The sequence below is a fragment of the Nonomuraea sp. AD125B genome (genome assembly GCF_041402765.1).
GTDB lineage: Bacteria > Actinomycetota > Actinomycetes > Streptosporangiales > Streptosporangiaceae > Nonomuraea > Nonomuraea bangladeshensis.
In genome coordinates this window covers 447,937-462,352 of the sequence record NZ_JBGLOU010000004.1, presented here as the reverse complement: position 1 = coordinate 462,352, position 14,416 = coordinate 447,937, and the positions used below count along the sequence as shown (strand labels likewise).

Below are 14,416 nucleotides of genomic sequence, written 5' to 3'. Positions count from 1 at the left end.
GACTTGCTTGTACGGGCGGGCGGGCGCGGTCAGACGGTCGTGGGCACGGGGTCGCGGTGGCGGGGCGCCACGGCGAGGCAGACGACGCTGAGCGCGCACATGCCGACGAGCAGCGCCACGGCCGGCCACGCGGCGCCGCCGGCCCCGGCCACCAGCGCCGTGGCGACCAGCGGCGACAGGCCGCCGAAGATCGCGCCGGCGCCCTGGTAGGCGAGCGAGATGCCCGTGTAGCGCACCTGCGGCGGGAACATCTCGGACAGGATGGCCGCCATGGGCCCATAGGTGCCCGAGGTGGCCAGCCGCATGAGGCCGAGCATCCCGAAGATCAGGAACGTGCTGTGCGAGCCGAGCACCGCGAACTGCGGCACGGCGAGCACGGCGGTGGCGACCAGGAACCAGATGGCGACCTTGCGCGAGCCGAACTTGTCGCCCAGGTAGGCGATGCCGAGCGTGGCCACCAGCTCGACGAACGCGGCGAAGCTCAGGCCGTTGAGAATGAGCTGCTCGGACTCGCCGACCGAAGACCCTGTGGCGTACGCCAGCAGGAACGTCGTGAGGATGTAGTAGCCGCCGATCGCGACCGGCAGCGTGCCGATGCCGAGCAGCACCGAGCGCCAGGACGTGCGGAAGACGGCCTTGATCGGCATCGCGCTCTTCTCGGTCCGCGCGAAGACCGGCGACTCCTCCACGCGGAGCCTGATCAGGAGGCCGACCAGCACCAGCACGGCCGAGACGATGAACGGCACCCGCCAGCCCCACGACATCAGCGCGTCGCCGCCGAACAGCGTGATCAGGCTGAAGGCGCCGGTCGCGAGCAGCGCTCCGGCGGGGTTGCCGAGCTGGGCGAACCCGCCGTAGAAGGTCTTGCGGCCCTCGGGGGCGTGCTCGACCGCCATCAGCACCGCACCGCCCCACTCGCCGCCGACCGCGAGGCCCTGGATGAAGCGCAGCAGCACCAGCAGCGCGGGGGCGAGCGCGCCGATCGAGGCGTACGTCGGCAGCACGCCGACCGCGAACGTCGCCGCACCCATCATGAGCAGCGTGACCACCAACGCCGACTTGCGCCCCACCCGGTCACCGAAGTGGCCGAACACGATGCCGCCGAGCGGCCGGGCGAAGAAGCCGACCGCGTAGGTCGCGAAGGACGCCATGAGCGCGACGGCCGGACTGCTCGCGTTGGGGAAGAACAGATCGTCGAAGATCAGTGCGGCGGCCGTCGCGTAGACGTAGAAGTCGTACCACTCAATGGTGGTCCCGATGAAAGCGGCTCCGGCCGCCCGGGTGGCACGGTTCAAGGGATCCTCCGGGGTGTCTGGGGGCTGCGATGACGATAAGCGCAGGTCAGCCGGATGGGGTCGAGCCAAAACGCACTCCGGGGGGTGCGTTAGAGTGCGGTATGCACCACACGGAGAGGCGCTCATGTCGCTGACGGTCGCCCGTACGATGGCGCTTCCCGGGATGCGCATGCGGCTGCTGGCCGGGCGCACCGGCACCTGGCGGGCCGTGCGCTGGGCGCACGTGTCGGAGCTGGCCGACCCCGTGCCGTGGCTGTCCGGCGGCGAGTTCGTCATGACCATCGGGCTGGGGCTGCCCGCCGAGCCCGAGGGCCGCAGGGCCTACGTCGAACGGCTCGCCGCGGCCGGCTGCGCGGCGCTCGCCTTCGCCCTGCACGAGCATGTGGACGAGGTGCCGCGCGACCTGCTCGACGCCGCCGACGCCTGCGGGCTGCCCGTCCTGGAGGTGCTGACCTCGTTCATCTCGGTGACCGAGGCGGTCGCGCGCTGGCACGCCGACGAGCGCGTACGCGGCGAGCGCCGGGTCGTCGCGGCGCAGGAGGCCATGGCGCGGGCGGCGCTCGCGCACGGCACCGCCGGCATCCTGCGCGCCCTGGCCGAGCACGCCGGAGGCGAGGTCCTGCTGCTCGGGCCGCACGGCGAGCACAAGCACGCGGTGCCGGCGCGGGAGCGGCCCTGGCACGCCCGCGCCGCCGAGGCCGCGGCGGCGAGCGGCGGCGGGCGCAGCGCCGGGGTGCTGGACGACGGGATCGAGGCCGTCCAGGTGCACAGCCTCGGGTTCTCCGGCCCGGCCACCGGCTGGCTCGCGGTGCGCACCGCGTCACCGCTCGACTGGCACGTGCGGATGCTCACCAGCCACGCCGCCTGCCTGCTCGCCATCGAGCTGCTCGGGCTGCGGGTGGGGCGGTCCAGGATGCACGCCCAGCGGGGGGCGCTGCTGGCCGCCGTGCTCGACGGGCGGCTGCCCGCGGCGCGGCTCGGCGAGCTGTGCTCGGTGGCGGCGGCGCCGTACGAGGTGGTGGTGGTCCGGCCGGGCGTGAGCCTGGAGGCGGCGGTCGAGGCGCTGGAGGAGGTGGCCGAGGCCGGCGACGAGGAGACGACCCTGGTGTGCGAACGGCCGGAGGGCACGGTGTTCGTCCTGCCGGAGAGCAGTGGCGTGCCCGGGGAGCAGGCGGGCGGGCGGCTCGGCGAGCAGGCGGGCGGACGGCTCGGCGAGCAGATGGGCGGGCGGCCCGGCGAGCGGACGGATGGGCGGCTCTTCGGGCGGGCGGATGGGCGGCTCGGTGGCCGGCTGTGTGCGCGGCTCGGGGTGGCCGGGGGTGGCTGCCGGGCGGGTGGGCTGGAGGAGGTGCCGGCCGCCGTGCGGCACGCGGCCGCGCTGGTCGCGCGCGGCGGCGACGGCTACGCGCACGTGGACGACCTGGAGCCGCAGGCGCTGCTGCGGGACGCCTTCGTGCCCGAGGCGGCCCGCCGCTTCTCCACCGCCGTGCTGCGCCCGCTGCGCGAGCACGAGGCGAGGCACGGCGGCGACCTCGTGGGCACGCTCCGCGCGTACCTGGAGGCGGGCGACAACGCGGAGACCGCCGCGCGCCGCCTCGGCGTGCACCGCAACACGCTGCGACGCCGGCTGGCCGCCGCCGAGCGGGTCTCCGGCGGCCCGCTCACCGACCCCGGCCACCGGCTGCGCCTGTGGCTGGCCCTGTCGCTGCCGGACCTCGTGCCGCCCGGCTCGTCCCGCGCCGCGCTGGGTCTGGACAGAGCCGCCCGTGACGCCGATGCTGAAGGTCGGCACCCCTGATTCGCTCGGTTGGGAGCGTACCCATGACCATCCGCACCTGGACCCGCTGCGCCGCCGCCTGCGCGGCGGCGCTCGCGCTGAGCACCGTCCCCGCCGCGCCCGCAGGGGCGGACGACGGCTGCGCGGGCACCGCCGCCACCATCGTCCGCACCCCGCAGGTGGGCCTGGTGCTCGCCGACGGCGACACGGGCTACAAGCGCCCGGTGTGACCGGTCAGGCGCCCAGGAACGCCTGGGCGTTGCCGCCGAGCAGCTTGGCCCGCGCGGTCCCGGACAGGAACCCGGCGCGCCGGATCAGCCCGCCCGCCGGCGACTCGCCGAGCGGGTAGGGGAAGTCGCTGCCGAGCAGCACGTGGTCCTCGCCGAAGGTGTCGACGAGCAGGCGCAGCGCCCGCTCGTCGAAGACCGCGGAGTCGACGCCGAACCTGCCGAGGTAGTGCGACGGCGGATGTTCCGAGACGCCGACCACGCCGGGGCGGCGATGCCAGGCGTTCTCGAAGCGGCCGAGCCAGAAGGCGAAGGAGCCGCCGCCGTGCGCGAAGCAGATCCGCAGGCTCTCGGGCACCTGGTCGAACACGCCCCCGAGGATCATGGCGAGGATCGACAGGTGGGTCTCGGCGGGCATCCCGACGAGCCACTGGGCCATCCAGCGCTCGACGCGCGGCCCGGCCGGCAGGTCCCACGGGTGCACGAAGACGGGCGCGCCGCGCTCGGCGCAGTGCCGCAGGAACGCGACCACGCCGGGGTCGTCGAGATCGCGGTCGCCGACGTGGTTGCCGATCTCGACGCCGCGGTGGCCGTTCGCCAGGCAGCGGTCGAGCTCGGCGCAGGCCAGCTCGGGATCCTGCAACGGCACCTGGCAGAACGGGATCAACCGCTCGTGCGCGCAGATCTCCAGCGCCAGGTCGTTGAAGATCTTCGCGATCCGCACGCCCTCCTCGGCCGGCAGGTCGTAGCCGAAGAAGACCGGGGTGGGCGAGACCACCTGCCGGTCCACGCCGTCGGCGTCCATCCTGGCCAGCCGGACCTCAGGGTCCCAGCAGTCGTCCTGGATCCGGCGGAACTCGCGCTCCCCCACGAGGATGGTCGCCTCGCGCTCGGAGTCGACGCGCAGCCGGGGCGCCCCGGGCCGGCCCAGGTCGGGCCAGCCCTTGGGCACGTGGTGCGTGTGGACGTCAACGATCACTTCAGCCCTTGCCAGGGTGGAGGGCGCCGCAGCGGCCGCAGGTGCGGGCCTTCTCGTCGGCGTAGAACGCCTCGAAGACCGGGGGCAGGTCCTTGACGATGTCGCGTACCTGCAGCTCGACGTCGTGCACCAGGCCGCCGCACTCCGCGCAGTACCACTGGAAGCGCTCCAGCGTGCCCTCCGGCCTGATCCGCTCGATCACCAGCCCGACCGAGCCCTCCTCCGGCCGCTGCGGCGAGTGCGGCATCCCGCCGGGCAGCAGCCACATCTGGCCCTCGCGGACGTGCACGGTCTCGGGGCCGTTCTCGGTGACCACGTTGACGTGCATGTTGCCGCGCACCTGGTAGAACAGCTCCTCGTACGGATCCACGTGGAAGTCGGTGCGCGCGTTGGGCCCGCCCACCACCATCACGATGAAGTCCTCGGCCTCCTCGAAGACCAGCTTGTTGCCCACCGGTGGCTTGAGCAGGTGGGCGTGCTCGTCGATCCACTTGGTGAAGTCAATGGGGGGAATCACGATCGCTCCTGGGGGTGGTAGGCGACGGCTTGCATCTCGATGAGCAGGTGCGGGTGCGGAAGCTGGTGCACCGCCACCGTGGTCCGCGTCGGGCCCTCCTCGTCGAAGAACTCGGCGTAGACCTCGTTGTATCCCTTGAAGTCGTTCATGTTCACCAGATAGGTGGTGATCTGGACGAGGTCGGCGAGCGAGCCGCCGGCGGCCTTGAGTATGTCGCCGATGTTCTCGATGACCGCCCTGGTCTGGGCGCGGATGTCCAGGTTCGTCGCCCCGTACTTGTCCACCTCCACGCCCACGAACGTGTCGTCGTGGCGGCGGCAGCTCGTGCCAGAGACGTACAGGAAGTCGCCGGCCCGCTTGACGTGCGGGAACCGGCCGCGCGGCGTGGCCTTGCCGGGCACGCGGATGCCCTTGGCCATCACGGGGTCGTCCTCACTGCGTGAACACCGCCCGGACCGATCCGAGCCCGTCGACGTGGGCCTCCAGCTCGTCGCCGGGGCGTACCGGCACGACCGGGCCGAGCGTGCCGGTCAGCACGACCTCGCCGGCCCGCAGCGGCCGCTCGGTGCGGCCGAGCCGGTTGGCCAGCCAGACGGCGGCGTTGACCGGATGGCCGAGGCAGGCGGCGCCCGTCCCCGCGGAGACCTGCTCGCCGGCCCTGGTCATCGTCATGGCGGCGGCGCGCAGGTCGAGCCCGTGCAGCGGGACCGGGGTGTTGCCGAGCACGTACACGCCGGAGGAGGCGTTGTCGGCCACGGTGTCGAACAGGCCGATGTCCCAGCCGGCCACGCGGGAGTCGGCGATCTCGATGGCGACCAGCGCGAAGTCCACCGCCCTCAGCACCTCGGCGGCCGTGAACGGGCCGCCCGCGAGGTCCGCGCCGAGCACCAGCGCGATCTCGGCCTCGGCGCGCGGCTGCAGCAGCCGCTCGTACGGGATGGGCAGCCCGTCGAGGTAGGCCGCGTCGGCGAAGAGCGGGGCGCAGGTCGGATGGTCGATGCCGAGCTGCCGTTGGACGTCGGGGTTGGTGACGCCGACCTTGCGGCCGACCGGCCGCCGCCCCTCGGCCAGCGCCGTCTCGGTGGCGAGGTCCTGGACGGCGTAGGCGTCGGCGAGCGTGCCGATCAGGTCACGGACCGGCGCGCACGGTTTGCCGGTGCGCGCCGCCTCGGCCAGCCGGTCGGCGGCCTGCGCACGCGCGTCCACCGCCTGCGACCATTCGTCATGCATCGGGTTGCTCCATCTTGATGGTGATCGTGGTGGGTTCGGAGTAGAAGTCCAGCGACTGGGTGCCGCCCTCCCTGCCGATGCCCGACAGGCGCAGCCCGCCGAAGGGCGTGCGCAGGTCGCGCAGATACCAGGTGTTGACCCAGACCAGCCCGGCCTCCAGACGCTGCGCCACCCTGTGGGCGCGGTCGAGGCCGCCGGTCCAGATCGCCGCGGCCAGGCCGTACTCGCTGTTGTTGGCCAGGTCGATCGCCTCGGACTCGGTGTCGAAGTGGGCCACGTGACACACCGGGCCGAAGATCTCCTCCCTGTTGAAGCGGGACCACTCGGACAAGCCTGTCACCACGGTGGGATCCACGAAATAGCCCGCGTCGCGCTTGTCCCCGAAGGACGGCGTGCCGCCTCCCGCGAGCACCTTGGCTCCCTCCGAGCGGGCCAAGGCGTAGTAGGACAGGACCTTCTCGCGGTGCTCGGCCGAGATCATCGGCTGCGGCACGACCTCCTGGGCGCGGGCGGCCAGCCGGGTGCAGAACTCCTCGAAGATCGGGCGCTGGACGTAGAGGCGCTCGGTGCACAGGCAGACCTGGCCGCCGTTGGTGAAGACGGACCTGACGCAGCCCTCGACCGCGCGGTCCAGGTCGCAGTCCTCGAAGACCAGGGCGGCGTTCTTGCCGCCCAGCTCGAACGAGACCGGCTTGACCCGGTCGGCCACCGCCTTCATGATCGCCGATCCGGTCCTGGTCGAGCCGGTGAACGTCACGGCGTCCACCCAGGGGTGCTCGACCAGGAGCTGCCCGGCGGAGCCGTGGCCGTAGATGATGTTGACCACGCCCGGCGGCAGCCCGGCGGCGGCGCAGATCTCGGCGAACACGGCGGCCGAGCCCGGCGTGTGCTCCGACGGCTTGACCACCACGGTGTTGCCGGCCACCAGGGCGGGGGCCAGCTTCCACGTCATGAGCAGGAACGGCAGGTTCCACGGGACGATCACCGCGACCACGCCGAGCGGCCGGCGCACGGTGTAGGAGAGCACGCCCGACAGGTGGAAGGCCTCGTCGGGGCGGTGGGCGGCGATCTCGGCGAAGGCGCGGAAGTTCGCGATGCCGCGCGGGATGTCGATGGTGCGGGTCTGGTCGAGCGGCTTGCCGGTGTCGGCGATCTCGGCGGCCACGAGGTCGTCGAAGCGCTCCTCGATGCCCTCGGCGAGGCGCCGCAGCCACCCCGCCCGCTCGGCCACCGGCAGCGCGGCCCAGTCGCGGGCGGCCTCCCGCGCGGCGCGCACCGCCCGGTCCACCACCTCCGGGTCGGCCTCGCCGACCTGTCTGATCACCGCGCCGGTCATCGGATCGTGAACCGGGAAGGCCGTGCCCGCGGCCACCGGCTCGCCGCCGATGAAGTGGGTCAGCACTGCGGTCTCCTCCTTCCGGGGACGACATCCGGGGGATGACATCCGGGGGACGACGGGCCCCTCGATCGCCATCGTCTCCCCCGACCAGGCAGGAGAGGACGCGGAGAAGACCTGTCCGAATGGACATCTTCCGGTACCCCTTGATCGCTGTCCATCATGATCGGATGGCGCAGACGTGGGAATTGTGGGGATCCGTCATTATTGCTGGTACGTTTGCGCTGTTCCTGACCCCGCTCGCGGTCGTGCTGCTCTTCCGCCGCCGCGCCCACGCCGGCCGCCCCGCGCCGCTGCGCACCGCGATCGCCGAGGTGGGCATCGTGGTCGGCACGGCTCCGTGGATCTGGATGATCCTGACCCCCGCGAGCGGTCCCGGCGGCGTCGGGCTGATCCCGTTCGCGGACCTGGCCGATCTCGCCTCGGCCCCGTGGCAGACGGTGTTCGTGCAGGTCGGGGGCAATCTGCTGGTGTTCGCCGCGCTGGGCGCGCTGCTGCCGGTACGCACCGCGGCGATGGCTTCGACGGCCCGGGTTGCGGCGGTCGCGGCGGCCTTTTCGGTCCTCGTCGAGGTGCTGCAACTCGTGCTGCAACTCGGACGTTTCTCGTCCGTCGACGACGTCCTGCTCAACACGGCGGGCGCGGTGATCTCCGCGTCGGTTACTCGCCGCTGGTGGGCCGGGCGAATACCGGCCGGGACAGTTGCCCGGTAACGGTCCGCTCAAACACGGCGTAGTTCACCACACGGGCACGATCAGCTCAAAAACAGCTCGCGACCAACCTCTGTATCTGTGCGATCGTGGACAAGACGGGGCAAGTTCTCTGGAGACGCCACAACCTGGTTGGTGACAGAGGGTGATCAAAGTTGTCTGAATCCCCGGTACCCCACGAGCCCCCTATCTATCGCCGCATCGCCGACGGTCTGCGCGCCCGGATCCTGGCCGGCGAGCTGCGTGACGGGGACCGACTGCCGGGCGAGAACGCACTCATGGCCGACTACGCGATCGCGCGAGCCACCGCCAGACAGGCGCTCGCCGTACTGATCAACGAAGGGCTGGCGGTGCCCAGACGAGGTTCGGGGGTTTACGTGCGGCTGTTCAAACCCATCCGGCGGCACGGCTCACGCCGGCTGTCACGCGAGCAGTGGGGCCAGGGCCGGGCCATCTGGGACGCGGACACCCGTGGCCGGCCGTTCACCGTCGATCACCTGGAGGTGGCTCTGGAGCGCGCGGCCGAGCACGTGGCGGGCATCCTCGACAGCGCCGAGGTGTGGGTACGCCGCCGCCGCTACTCGGTCGACGCCAGGCCCGTGCAGCTCGCGGCCTCCTACTTCCCCGCGCACCTGGTCCAGGACAGCGCGATCACCCTCACCGACACCGGCCCCGGCGGCGTCTACGCCCGGCTGGGCGACCTCGGCGCGGCCCCCGCCCACTTCACCGAGGAGGTACGCGCCCGCATGCCGCGACCGCGCGAGAGCGCGCTGCTCGACCTGCCGGGCGGCACCCCCGTCATCGTCATCGCGCGCACGGCGTACACGTCGGGCGGGCTTCCCGTGGAGGTCAACGAGATGGTGCTGGACTCGGCGGCATACGTACTCCAGTACGACTTCGACGCCTAGTTCAACCCGATCTGTCAAGCGTTAGGTTGACCTGCCCTTGAATTCTCTAGAGAAGTCATTCATCGTCTAAGGAGATGGAAACCTCACCTGGGGCCCCCGGAAGGCGGGCAGCGATGTCCTTTGACCGGCATCTCGCCGAGATCGCCCGGGAGTATCCCCAGTGGACCATCTGGCGGAGCGACGCGGGCCGCTGGTGGGCCACGAGACACCATCCGCTGAGCGCCGAACAGCGCGACGCCGGATGCGCGATGACCATCGACGCGGACGACCCGGAGGGCCTGCGGGACCACCTCCGGGACCAGGAACGACGGGCCGGCGAGCCGCAGGACTGGGGAGCCGGCCCCGCACCACCCCGACGTCCACCCAGGCGTCCGCAGCGGGAACGACCCGCCGCGGGCGCACACGAGCAGCCCGGTGCCGGGTCCAGCGTCTCGGCGGCCCCGGCACCGGGCCACCAGAACGGCGGGGCCACGAGCGCGGAAGCCTCCGACCCGATCGGGGGCGGAGGCTTCCGCTCCTGACGCCGCCGGCTCAGGAGGCCGGCGTCACTTCGGGGGCACGCGGACGACGGTGACCTCAGTGTCGTCGGAGACCGGCCGCTCCTCCGCGCCGGCCTCCCGCGGCCGCTCCTCCTCGTCGTCGTCCTCGACGATCACCCGCACGTCGTCCTGCGGGTGGGGCTGCTGCCGCTCCTGGGACTGGGACTGGGACTGGGGCTCGGACTCGGACTCGGACTCGGACGGGGCCGCGATCTGGGGCTGCTGCCGCGGGGGCGCGATGGCCTCCGGCACCAGCGGCCCGGCGCCCGCCTCGGTGCGCATGAGGTCGCCGAGCACCGAGCCGATCTCGTTGAGCCGCCGCACCACCTCGGTGTGCGTGTTGGTGAGGTAGTCCACCCGCCGGCCGGCCTGCTCGTCCAGCGCCGCCGTACGCCGGCGCGCGGTCTCCAGCATCGCCTCGCCCTCGGCCCGCGCGCTCATGAGGATCTGCTCCGCCTGGGCGGCGGCGTCCTTCATGAGCTGCTCGGACTCGGCCTGGGCCGTGGTCAGCAGGCGCTCCGCCTCGCTCCGCGCCCCGCGCACGGTCTCCTCCGCCTCGGCGCGGGCCGAGGTGAGCTGCTCGTCGGCGTCGGCGCTCGCCTGGGACAGCATGCGCTCGGCGGCCTGCGTGGCCTCGTTCACCCGGCGCTCCGCCTCCGCCTGCGCGGAGGTGAGGATGTTGTCGGCGGTCTCGCGGGAGGTGGTCAGCAGCCGCTGGGCCTCGGCGGTCGACGTCTCACGCAGGTGGGCGGCCTCGGCGCTCGCCGTCTCACGCAGGTGGGCGGCCTCGGCCTCGGCCTCCGCCCTCTTGGCCGCGGCCTCCTCCTCGCCGAGCTGGAGTATCTGGGCGAGCCGCGGGCTCAGGTCCTCGTAGCTCTGCGGCGTCTCGACCATGCGCCGCCGGGCCTCCGCCAGCTCGATGCGGCCCTGCTCGGCCTGGTCGATGGCCCGCGCCAGCCGCTCCTCCAGATCGCGGATCTGGTTGCGGGTGCGGAGCATGTAGTCATGGACCTGGCGGCGGTTGTAGCCGCGCATGACGACCTCGAAGGTGTCCTCTTGCATCAGGTCGGGGAAGCTGCTGTCGTGCTGGTTCATCATGGAGGTTACCTAAGGGTGGATTGCGTGAGGCGGGGAACAACTGCGGGTTGTGAGGGTCTGACAGCGAGACTCAGGAATCGACTTTCCTGCCATCTGCCCACGTCCGCAACCGGAACGCCATACCCGGACCGGCAATTACGATGTGTCGAATGTACATAGCAGCGCTGGATGCCGGGGCCTCCCCCGACATCCATCCCGAGGCGTTCATCGCCCCCGGCGCGACCGTGGTCGGCCGGGTCAGCGTCGGCCGGGCGTCGAGCATCTGGTACGGCTCCGTTCTGCGGGGCGACGACGAGCGGATCGAGATCGGCGAGGAGTGCAACGTACAGGACCTGTGCTGCCTCCACTCCGACCCCGGTGAGCCCGCCGTCCTGGAGGATCGGGTGAGTCTCGGCCACAAGGCCATGGTCCACGGCGCCCACGTCGAGTCCGGCGCGCTGATCGGCATCGGCGCGATCGTGCTCGGCGGCGCCCGCGTCGGCGCGGGCACGCTGGTGGCCGCGGGAGCGCTGGTGGGCCCCGGCAAGAAGATCCCGTCGGGCGTGCTGGTCGCCGGGGTGCCCGGCCGGATCGTACGCGAGCTCACCGACGACGACCGGGCCTCCTTCGCCCGCACCCCGGACAACTACATCGCCAAGGCACTCAGGCACCGGCAGGCGTCAAGGCTTTGACGAGCACGTCGTCCGGCACCGACTTGTCGTTGAGCGGGTCGGCGTACTCCGGCAGCTCGGGCCGGAGGAACCGGACGAAGTCGACGGTCAGTTTTAAGTCGGGCAGGCCCTTGACCAGCTGGGCGTTGGCCTTCGCCGGGTCCTGCTTGACGGCGCCGTAGCTGTCCCAGTCGGTGTAGGCGGTGACGCCCCACTGGAGGGCGTCGGGGAGGGTGGAGGCCCAGCGCTGCCCCACCTTCCAGGTGCCGCCCTCCTCCTTGTAGAGCGCCGCGAAGGCGCGCCCGGCGCGGGCGAGGACGAGGTCGACCCAGCCGGCCTTGACCGGGATCTCCTTCGGCTTGGAGCTGCCGTTCTCGGTCCACTTGACCTCGATCTGGCCGCTCTTCTCGCCGGTGCCGGTGGTGATGGAGACCCAGTTGGGGGTGGCGTACGAGCCCGGCTGGCGGGCCATGAGCCCGCCGAGCGAGAACTTCCGCTTGGGCCGGCCGCCGTTCTTCCCCTCGACCTTGACCCGCGCGTGCATGACGATGTCGCCGGCGAGGTCCTGGTAGAGGAAGGGGCCGCGGAAGCCGTCGAACCAGGCCGAGGTCCTGGGCTCCAGGTAGAGCGCGCCCTTCGCGGTCTTGTTCACGTCCAGCTTGGCGATCCGGTCGACGTCCTTCTCGGTGTCGCTCAGCTTCGTCCACATGGCGAGGTCGGTCGCCTTCGCGAACTCCGTGGAGGCCTCGCCCACCTCGCCGCCGGGCGCGGGAGGGGTGGCCCGCTCAAGCGTCAGCATGCCGGGGCCGGTGACCGTGGGGTCGGCCGAGGTCGTCGTGCCGCATCCGGCGAGCACGCTCGCGACCGCCAACGTCCCTGCTACCTTCGCCCTCATAGGGCACATTCTGCCGTGTCCGGCCGTCGGATGATCCACGACCGGCAAGTACGATGACGCCCGTGCCACCCTGGGATGCGTTCACCGCCACCGAGGCGGCGGTCCGCGCGATGGTCGCCGACCCGCGCTGGCCTGAGCTCCCGGTGCCCGATCGCGCCCACGTCCTGGCCGCCAGGGTCCTCGTCACTCGCGACGGCGACCGGTGGTTGTTCGGCGCGCACGCCCGCTGGCACCTGCACGACCCTGCCTCCGGCCGCTGGCACCTCGCGCCCCCGCCCCGGGGCGAGCGGGCCCGCGAGGTCCGGCACGCCGCCGCCGACCTGCCGGAGGACGTGGTGCCGTCAGGACCCGACTTCCACGCCGAGCCCGGCTCCACGATGGCCTTCATCGGCCCCGACGTCTCCGCCGACCTCACCGAGCGGCTGCGCGTGCTCGTACGGGCCTGCGGGCGCAAGTCCGAGCTCGACTACCCGCTGACCGCCTTCGACGACATCTTCGCCAGGGACGTGCCGAGCACGGTCGCGGCCGTGTGGGGCACGATCATGTGGTGCTCGTACGCGCCGGCCTTCGACGGCAACGAGCGGCTGCTCACCGTCTTCGGCGAATACCTGCGCCGGCCGCTCCCCGGCGACGAGTGGGTGCGCTGGCTGCCCGCGCCGCCGCTGCTGGACCTCGTCACGATGGTCGTGGAGCGGGCGGAGGCCGGGCGGGCCAGGGAGTCGCGCCGGCTGGCCGCCGTGATGGCCGACACCGCGCAGGTCCTGATGTCCGACACCCGGTTCAGGCCGCGGGCGCTCGCGCTGCTCACCATGGTCGAGCCCGCGCTGCGCGACCCCGGTCTCGACGACGGCCTGGCGGGCGCGGAGGAGGTGCGCCGGGCGTGGCTGGGGCGCACTCCGGCGCGGCTGGGCCGGGCGCTGCTGCCGGAGACCGACGTCGCGGCGCACTTCCGGCACGCGGTCTACGACCTGGCCGAGGCGCTGGCGTTCACGCCCGATCCCGCGCGGGCCACGGCGGGGTTCCTGGCCGACCTGTCCGACTCTCGGCGGCGGCTGCCCGCGCTGCTCGACCATCGGCTGCGGGCGGCGTACGAGGAGCTGGAGCGGGCGGGGATGACCGAGACCTCGGTCGCCGAGACGACCGCGCCCGAGGGGTTCCCCGCCGGCCCGCGGGGCGGGGTGTCGACCGTGCCCGCGCCGGTGCTGGAGGTGGCGCCGCCCGACCGGACGAGCGCGGCGGGGGTGCTGGGGGCGGCGTACGCGATGGGACGGGCCTGGGAGCGCCTGACGGGCGCCAAGGTGCCGGAGCGGGGCCTCGCGGGGCAGTCGGCGCTCGTGAGCAAGCTGGTGCACGAACGCGATGATCATCACGTGAGCGACACCGGTCACATCTAAACCACTAATCCCGCTATTTCCCTCTTACCTCGCCTGTATCGTTCTAACACCCGAAGGATCAGTAATTTCGCTGAATTGTGATCTCCACTTCGGGAAATGACCCCACTGGGGCCCCGGGGCGCCGAAAGGAATGACTCCGATGGGCCATGTCGCCCGAAGGGGGTCCCCCCGTAACCTCGGAGAGGGTGTGGGCTGCGGAAGGAAAGGACGACGCGGTGGGGCACGACGACCTGGACTCTCGGGTCCACGACCGTGTCGCGTTGGACGAGATTGCGCTCTACGCCGAGGTGCTCACGGCCGTGGCTGTCAGCGAGCGGCGGCTGACCTTGGACGAACTCGACGACGCGCTCGGATTGCGGACTTCGGCGAGCCGCTGAAGAAGCATCACGACGATTACCGAGCCCCGGGGACCTAGTTCCCGGGGTTTCGCATAACTAGTCACTTGCGCGGGCCGCCTCCTACGAAAGGAGGATGCCCGCCAGTCACAAGATCCTTAAGACCGGACGAGGCGCGCGATGGCCGCCGAGGCCTCCTTCACCTTCGCCTCGGCCTCCGGGCCGCCGGTGTTGATCGCGTCGGCCACGCAGTGGGAGATGTGCTCCTCCAGCAGGCCCAGCGCCACCGCCTGGAGTGCGCGCGTGGCGGCGGAGACCTGGGTGAGGATGTCGATGCAGTAGGCGTCGTCCTCGACCATGCGCTGCAGGCCCCTGACCTGGCCCTCGATTCGCCGGAGGCGCGTCAGATATGCCTGCTTGTCTCCGCTGTACCCATGCATGGTTCTACGGTACCCGTAACCCGTAT

The 14,416-nt window shown here is 72.1% G+C and carries 17 protein-coding genes; 8 read left to right on the top strand and 9 right to left on the bottom strand.

Features of this window, described 5'->3' with window-relative positions:
* Positions 1-29: 29 nt before the first annotated feature.
* Positions 30-1,295 carry an MFS transporter gene (locus ACBR40_RS14150; RefSeq protein ID WP_371248938.1) on the bottom strand — a complete coding sequence of 422 codons (1,266 nt, stop codon included), beginning with the start codon at positions 1,293-1,295 and terminating at the stop codon, positions 30-32.
* 124 nt (positions 1,296-1,419) lie between these two features.
* Between ACBR40_RS14150 and ACBR40_RS14145 the strand changes: the two genes are divergently transcribed.
* Both ACBR40_RS14145 and ACBR40_RS14140 read left to right on the top strand, forming a co-directional pair.
* A complete protein-coding gene (locus tag ACBR40_RS14145; protein ID WP_371248937.1) occupies positions 1,420-3,093 on the top strand; it encodes a PucR family transcriptional regulator in 1,674 nt (557 codons plus the stop codon).
* A gap of 23 nt (positions 3,094-3,116) precedes the next feature.
* A complete protein-coding gene (locus ACBR40_RS14140; protein WP_344213504.1) occupies positions 3,117-3,302 on the top strand; it encodes a hypothetical protein in 186 nt (61 codons plus the stop codon).
* A 4-nt stretch (positions 3,303-3,306) separates the two neighbouring features.
* Here the strand turns inward: ACBR40_RS14140 and ACBR40_RS14135 are convergent, their stop codons facing one another.
* Genes ACBR40_RS14135 through ACBR40_RS14115 form a run of 5 tightly spaced genes read right to left on the bottom strand, consistent with a single transcriptional unit; the run spans position 3,307 to position 7,427 of the window.
* The gene (locus ACBR40_RS14135; RefSeq protein ID WP_344213506.1) at positions 3,307-4,278 is read right to left on the bottom strand and encodes an amidohydrolase family protein; all 972 of its coding nucleotides are present in this window, start codon (positions 4,276-4,278) and stop codon (positions 3,307-3,309) included.
* Position 4,279: 1 nt separating this feature from the next.
* Positions 4,280-4,795, bottom strand: a complete 516-nt coding sequence (locus tag ACBR40_RS14130; RefSeq protein WP_344213508.1) for a 3-hydroxyanthranilate 3,4-dioxygenase — start codon at positions 4,793-4,795, stop codon at positions 4,280-4,282.
* The gene (locus ACBR40_RS14125; RefSeq protein ID WP_020540786.1) at positions 4,792-5,214 is read right to left on the bottom strand and encodes a RidA family protein; all 423 of its coding nucleotides are present in this window, start codon (positions 5,212-5,214) and stop codon (positions 4,792-4,794) included. The genes ACBR40_RS14130 and ACBR40_RS14125 overlap by 4 nt, the downstream gene beginning before the upstream one ends.
* A 13-nt stretch (positions 5,215-5,227) precedes the next feature.
* Positions 5,228-6,025, bottom strand: coding sequence for a 2-keto-4-pentenoate hydratase (locus ACBR40_RS14120; protein ID WP_371248936.1), 798 nt, complete (start codon positions 6,023-6,025; stop codon positions 5,228-5,230).
* Positions 6,018-7,427 carry an aldehyde dehydrogenase family protein gene (locus tag ACBR40_RS14115; RefSeq protein WP_371248935.1) on the bottom strand — a complete coding sequence of 470 codons (1,410 nt, stop codon included), beginning with the start codon at positions 7,425-7,427 and terminating at the stop codon, positions 6,018-6,020. Before ACBR40_RS14115 ends, ACBR40_RS14120 begins: the two co-directional genes overlap by 8 nt.
* A gap of 164 nt (positions 7,428-7,591) precedes the next feature.
* On the opposite strand from ACBR40_RS14115, the gene ACBR40_RS14110 reads away from it, so the two are divergent.
* From ACBR40_RS14110 to ACBR40_RS14100, 3 genes are all read left to right on the top strand, one after another.
* On the top strand, positions 7,592-8,134 hold the full coding sequence (locus ACBR40_RS14110; RefSeq protein WP_371248934.1) for a VanZ family protein: 543 nt from the start codon (positions 7,592-7,594) through the stop codon (positions 8,132-8,134).
* Between the two features lie 152 nt (positions 8,135-8,286).
* Complete coding sequence (locus tag ACBR40_RS14105; protein ID WP_329588567.1) at positions 8,287-9,039, top strand: GntR family transcriptional regulator; 753 nt, start codon at positions 8,287-8,289, stop codon at positions 9,037-9,039.
* A gap of 113 nt (positions 9,040-9,152) precedes the next feature.
* A complete protein-coding gene (locus tag ACBR40_RS14100; RefSeq protein ID WP_344213517.1) occupies positions 9,153-9,560 on the top strand; it encodes a hypothetical protein in 408 nt (135 codons plus the stop codon).
* Between the two features lie 24 nt (positions 9,561-9,584).
* On the opposite strand, the gene ACBR40_RS14095 is transcribed toward ACBR40_RS14100, so the two are convergent.
* Positions 9,585-10,676, bottom strand: a complete 1,092-nt coding sequence (locus tag ACBR40_RS14095; RefSeq protein WP_371248933.1) for a hypothetical protein — start codon at positions 10,674-10,676, stop codon at positions 9,585-9,587.
* A 149-nt stretch (positions 10,677-10,825) separates the two neighbouring features.
* Here ACBR40_RS14095 and ACBR40_RS14090 point away from each other — a divergent pair, with 149 nt between their 5' ends.
* Positions 10,826-11,347, top strand: coding sequence for a gamma carbonic anhydrase family protein (locus tag ACBR40_RS14090; RefSeq protein ID WP_371248932.1), 522 nt, complete (start codon positions 10,826-10,828; stop codon positions 11,345-11,347).
* On the opposite strand, the gene ACBR40_RS14085 is transcribed toward ACBR40_RS14090, so the two are convergent.
* Complete coding sequence (locus ACBR40_RS14085) at positions 11,319-12,221, bottom strand: hypothetical protein (RefSeq protein ID WP_344213523.1); 903 nt, start codon at positions 12,219-12,221, stop codon at positions 11,319-11,321. The two genes, ACBR40_RS14090 and ACBR40_RS14085, sit on opposite strands and share 29 nt — an antisense overlap.
* Positions 12,222-12,274: 53 nt before the next feature.
* Here ACBR40_RS14085 and ACBR40_RS14080 point away from each other — a divergent pair, with 53 nt between their 5' ends.
* On the top strand, positions 12,275-13,615 hold the full coding sequence (locus ACBR40_RS14080; protein WP_371248931.1) for a hypothetical protein: 1,341 nt from the start codon (positions 12,275-12,277) through the stop codon (positions 13,613-13,615).
* A 215-nt stretch (positions 13,616-13,830) separates the two neighbouring features.
* Entirely contained in the window at positions 13,831-13,992 is a 162-nt protein-coding gene (locus ACBR40_RS14075; RefSeq protein WP_020540796.1) for a hypothetical protein, read from the top strand.
* A gap of 116 nt (positions 13,993-14,108) precedes the next feature.
* Here the strand turns inward: ACBR40_RS14075 and ACBR40_RS14070 are convergent, their stop codons facing one another.
* A complete protein-coding gene (locus tag ACBR40_RS14070) occupies positions 14,109-14,390 on the bottom strand; it encodes a metal-sensitive transcriptional regulator (RefSeq protein WP_026213852.1) in 282 nt (93 codons plus the stop codon).
* Positions 14,391-14,416: the final 26 nt, after the last annotated feature.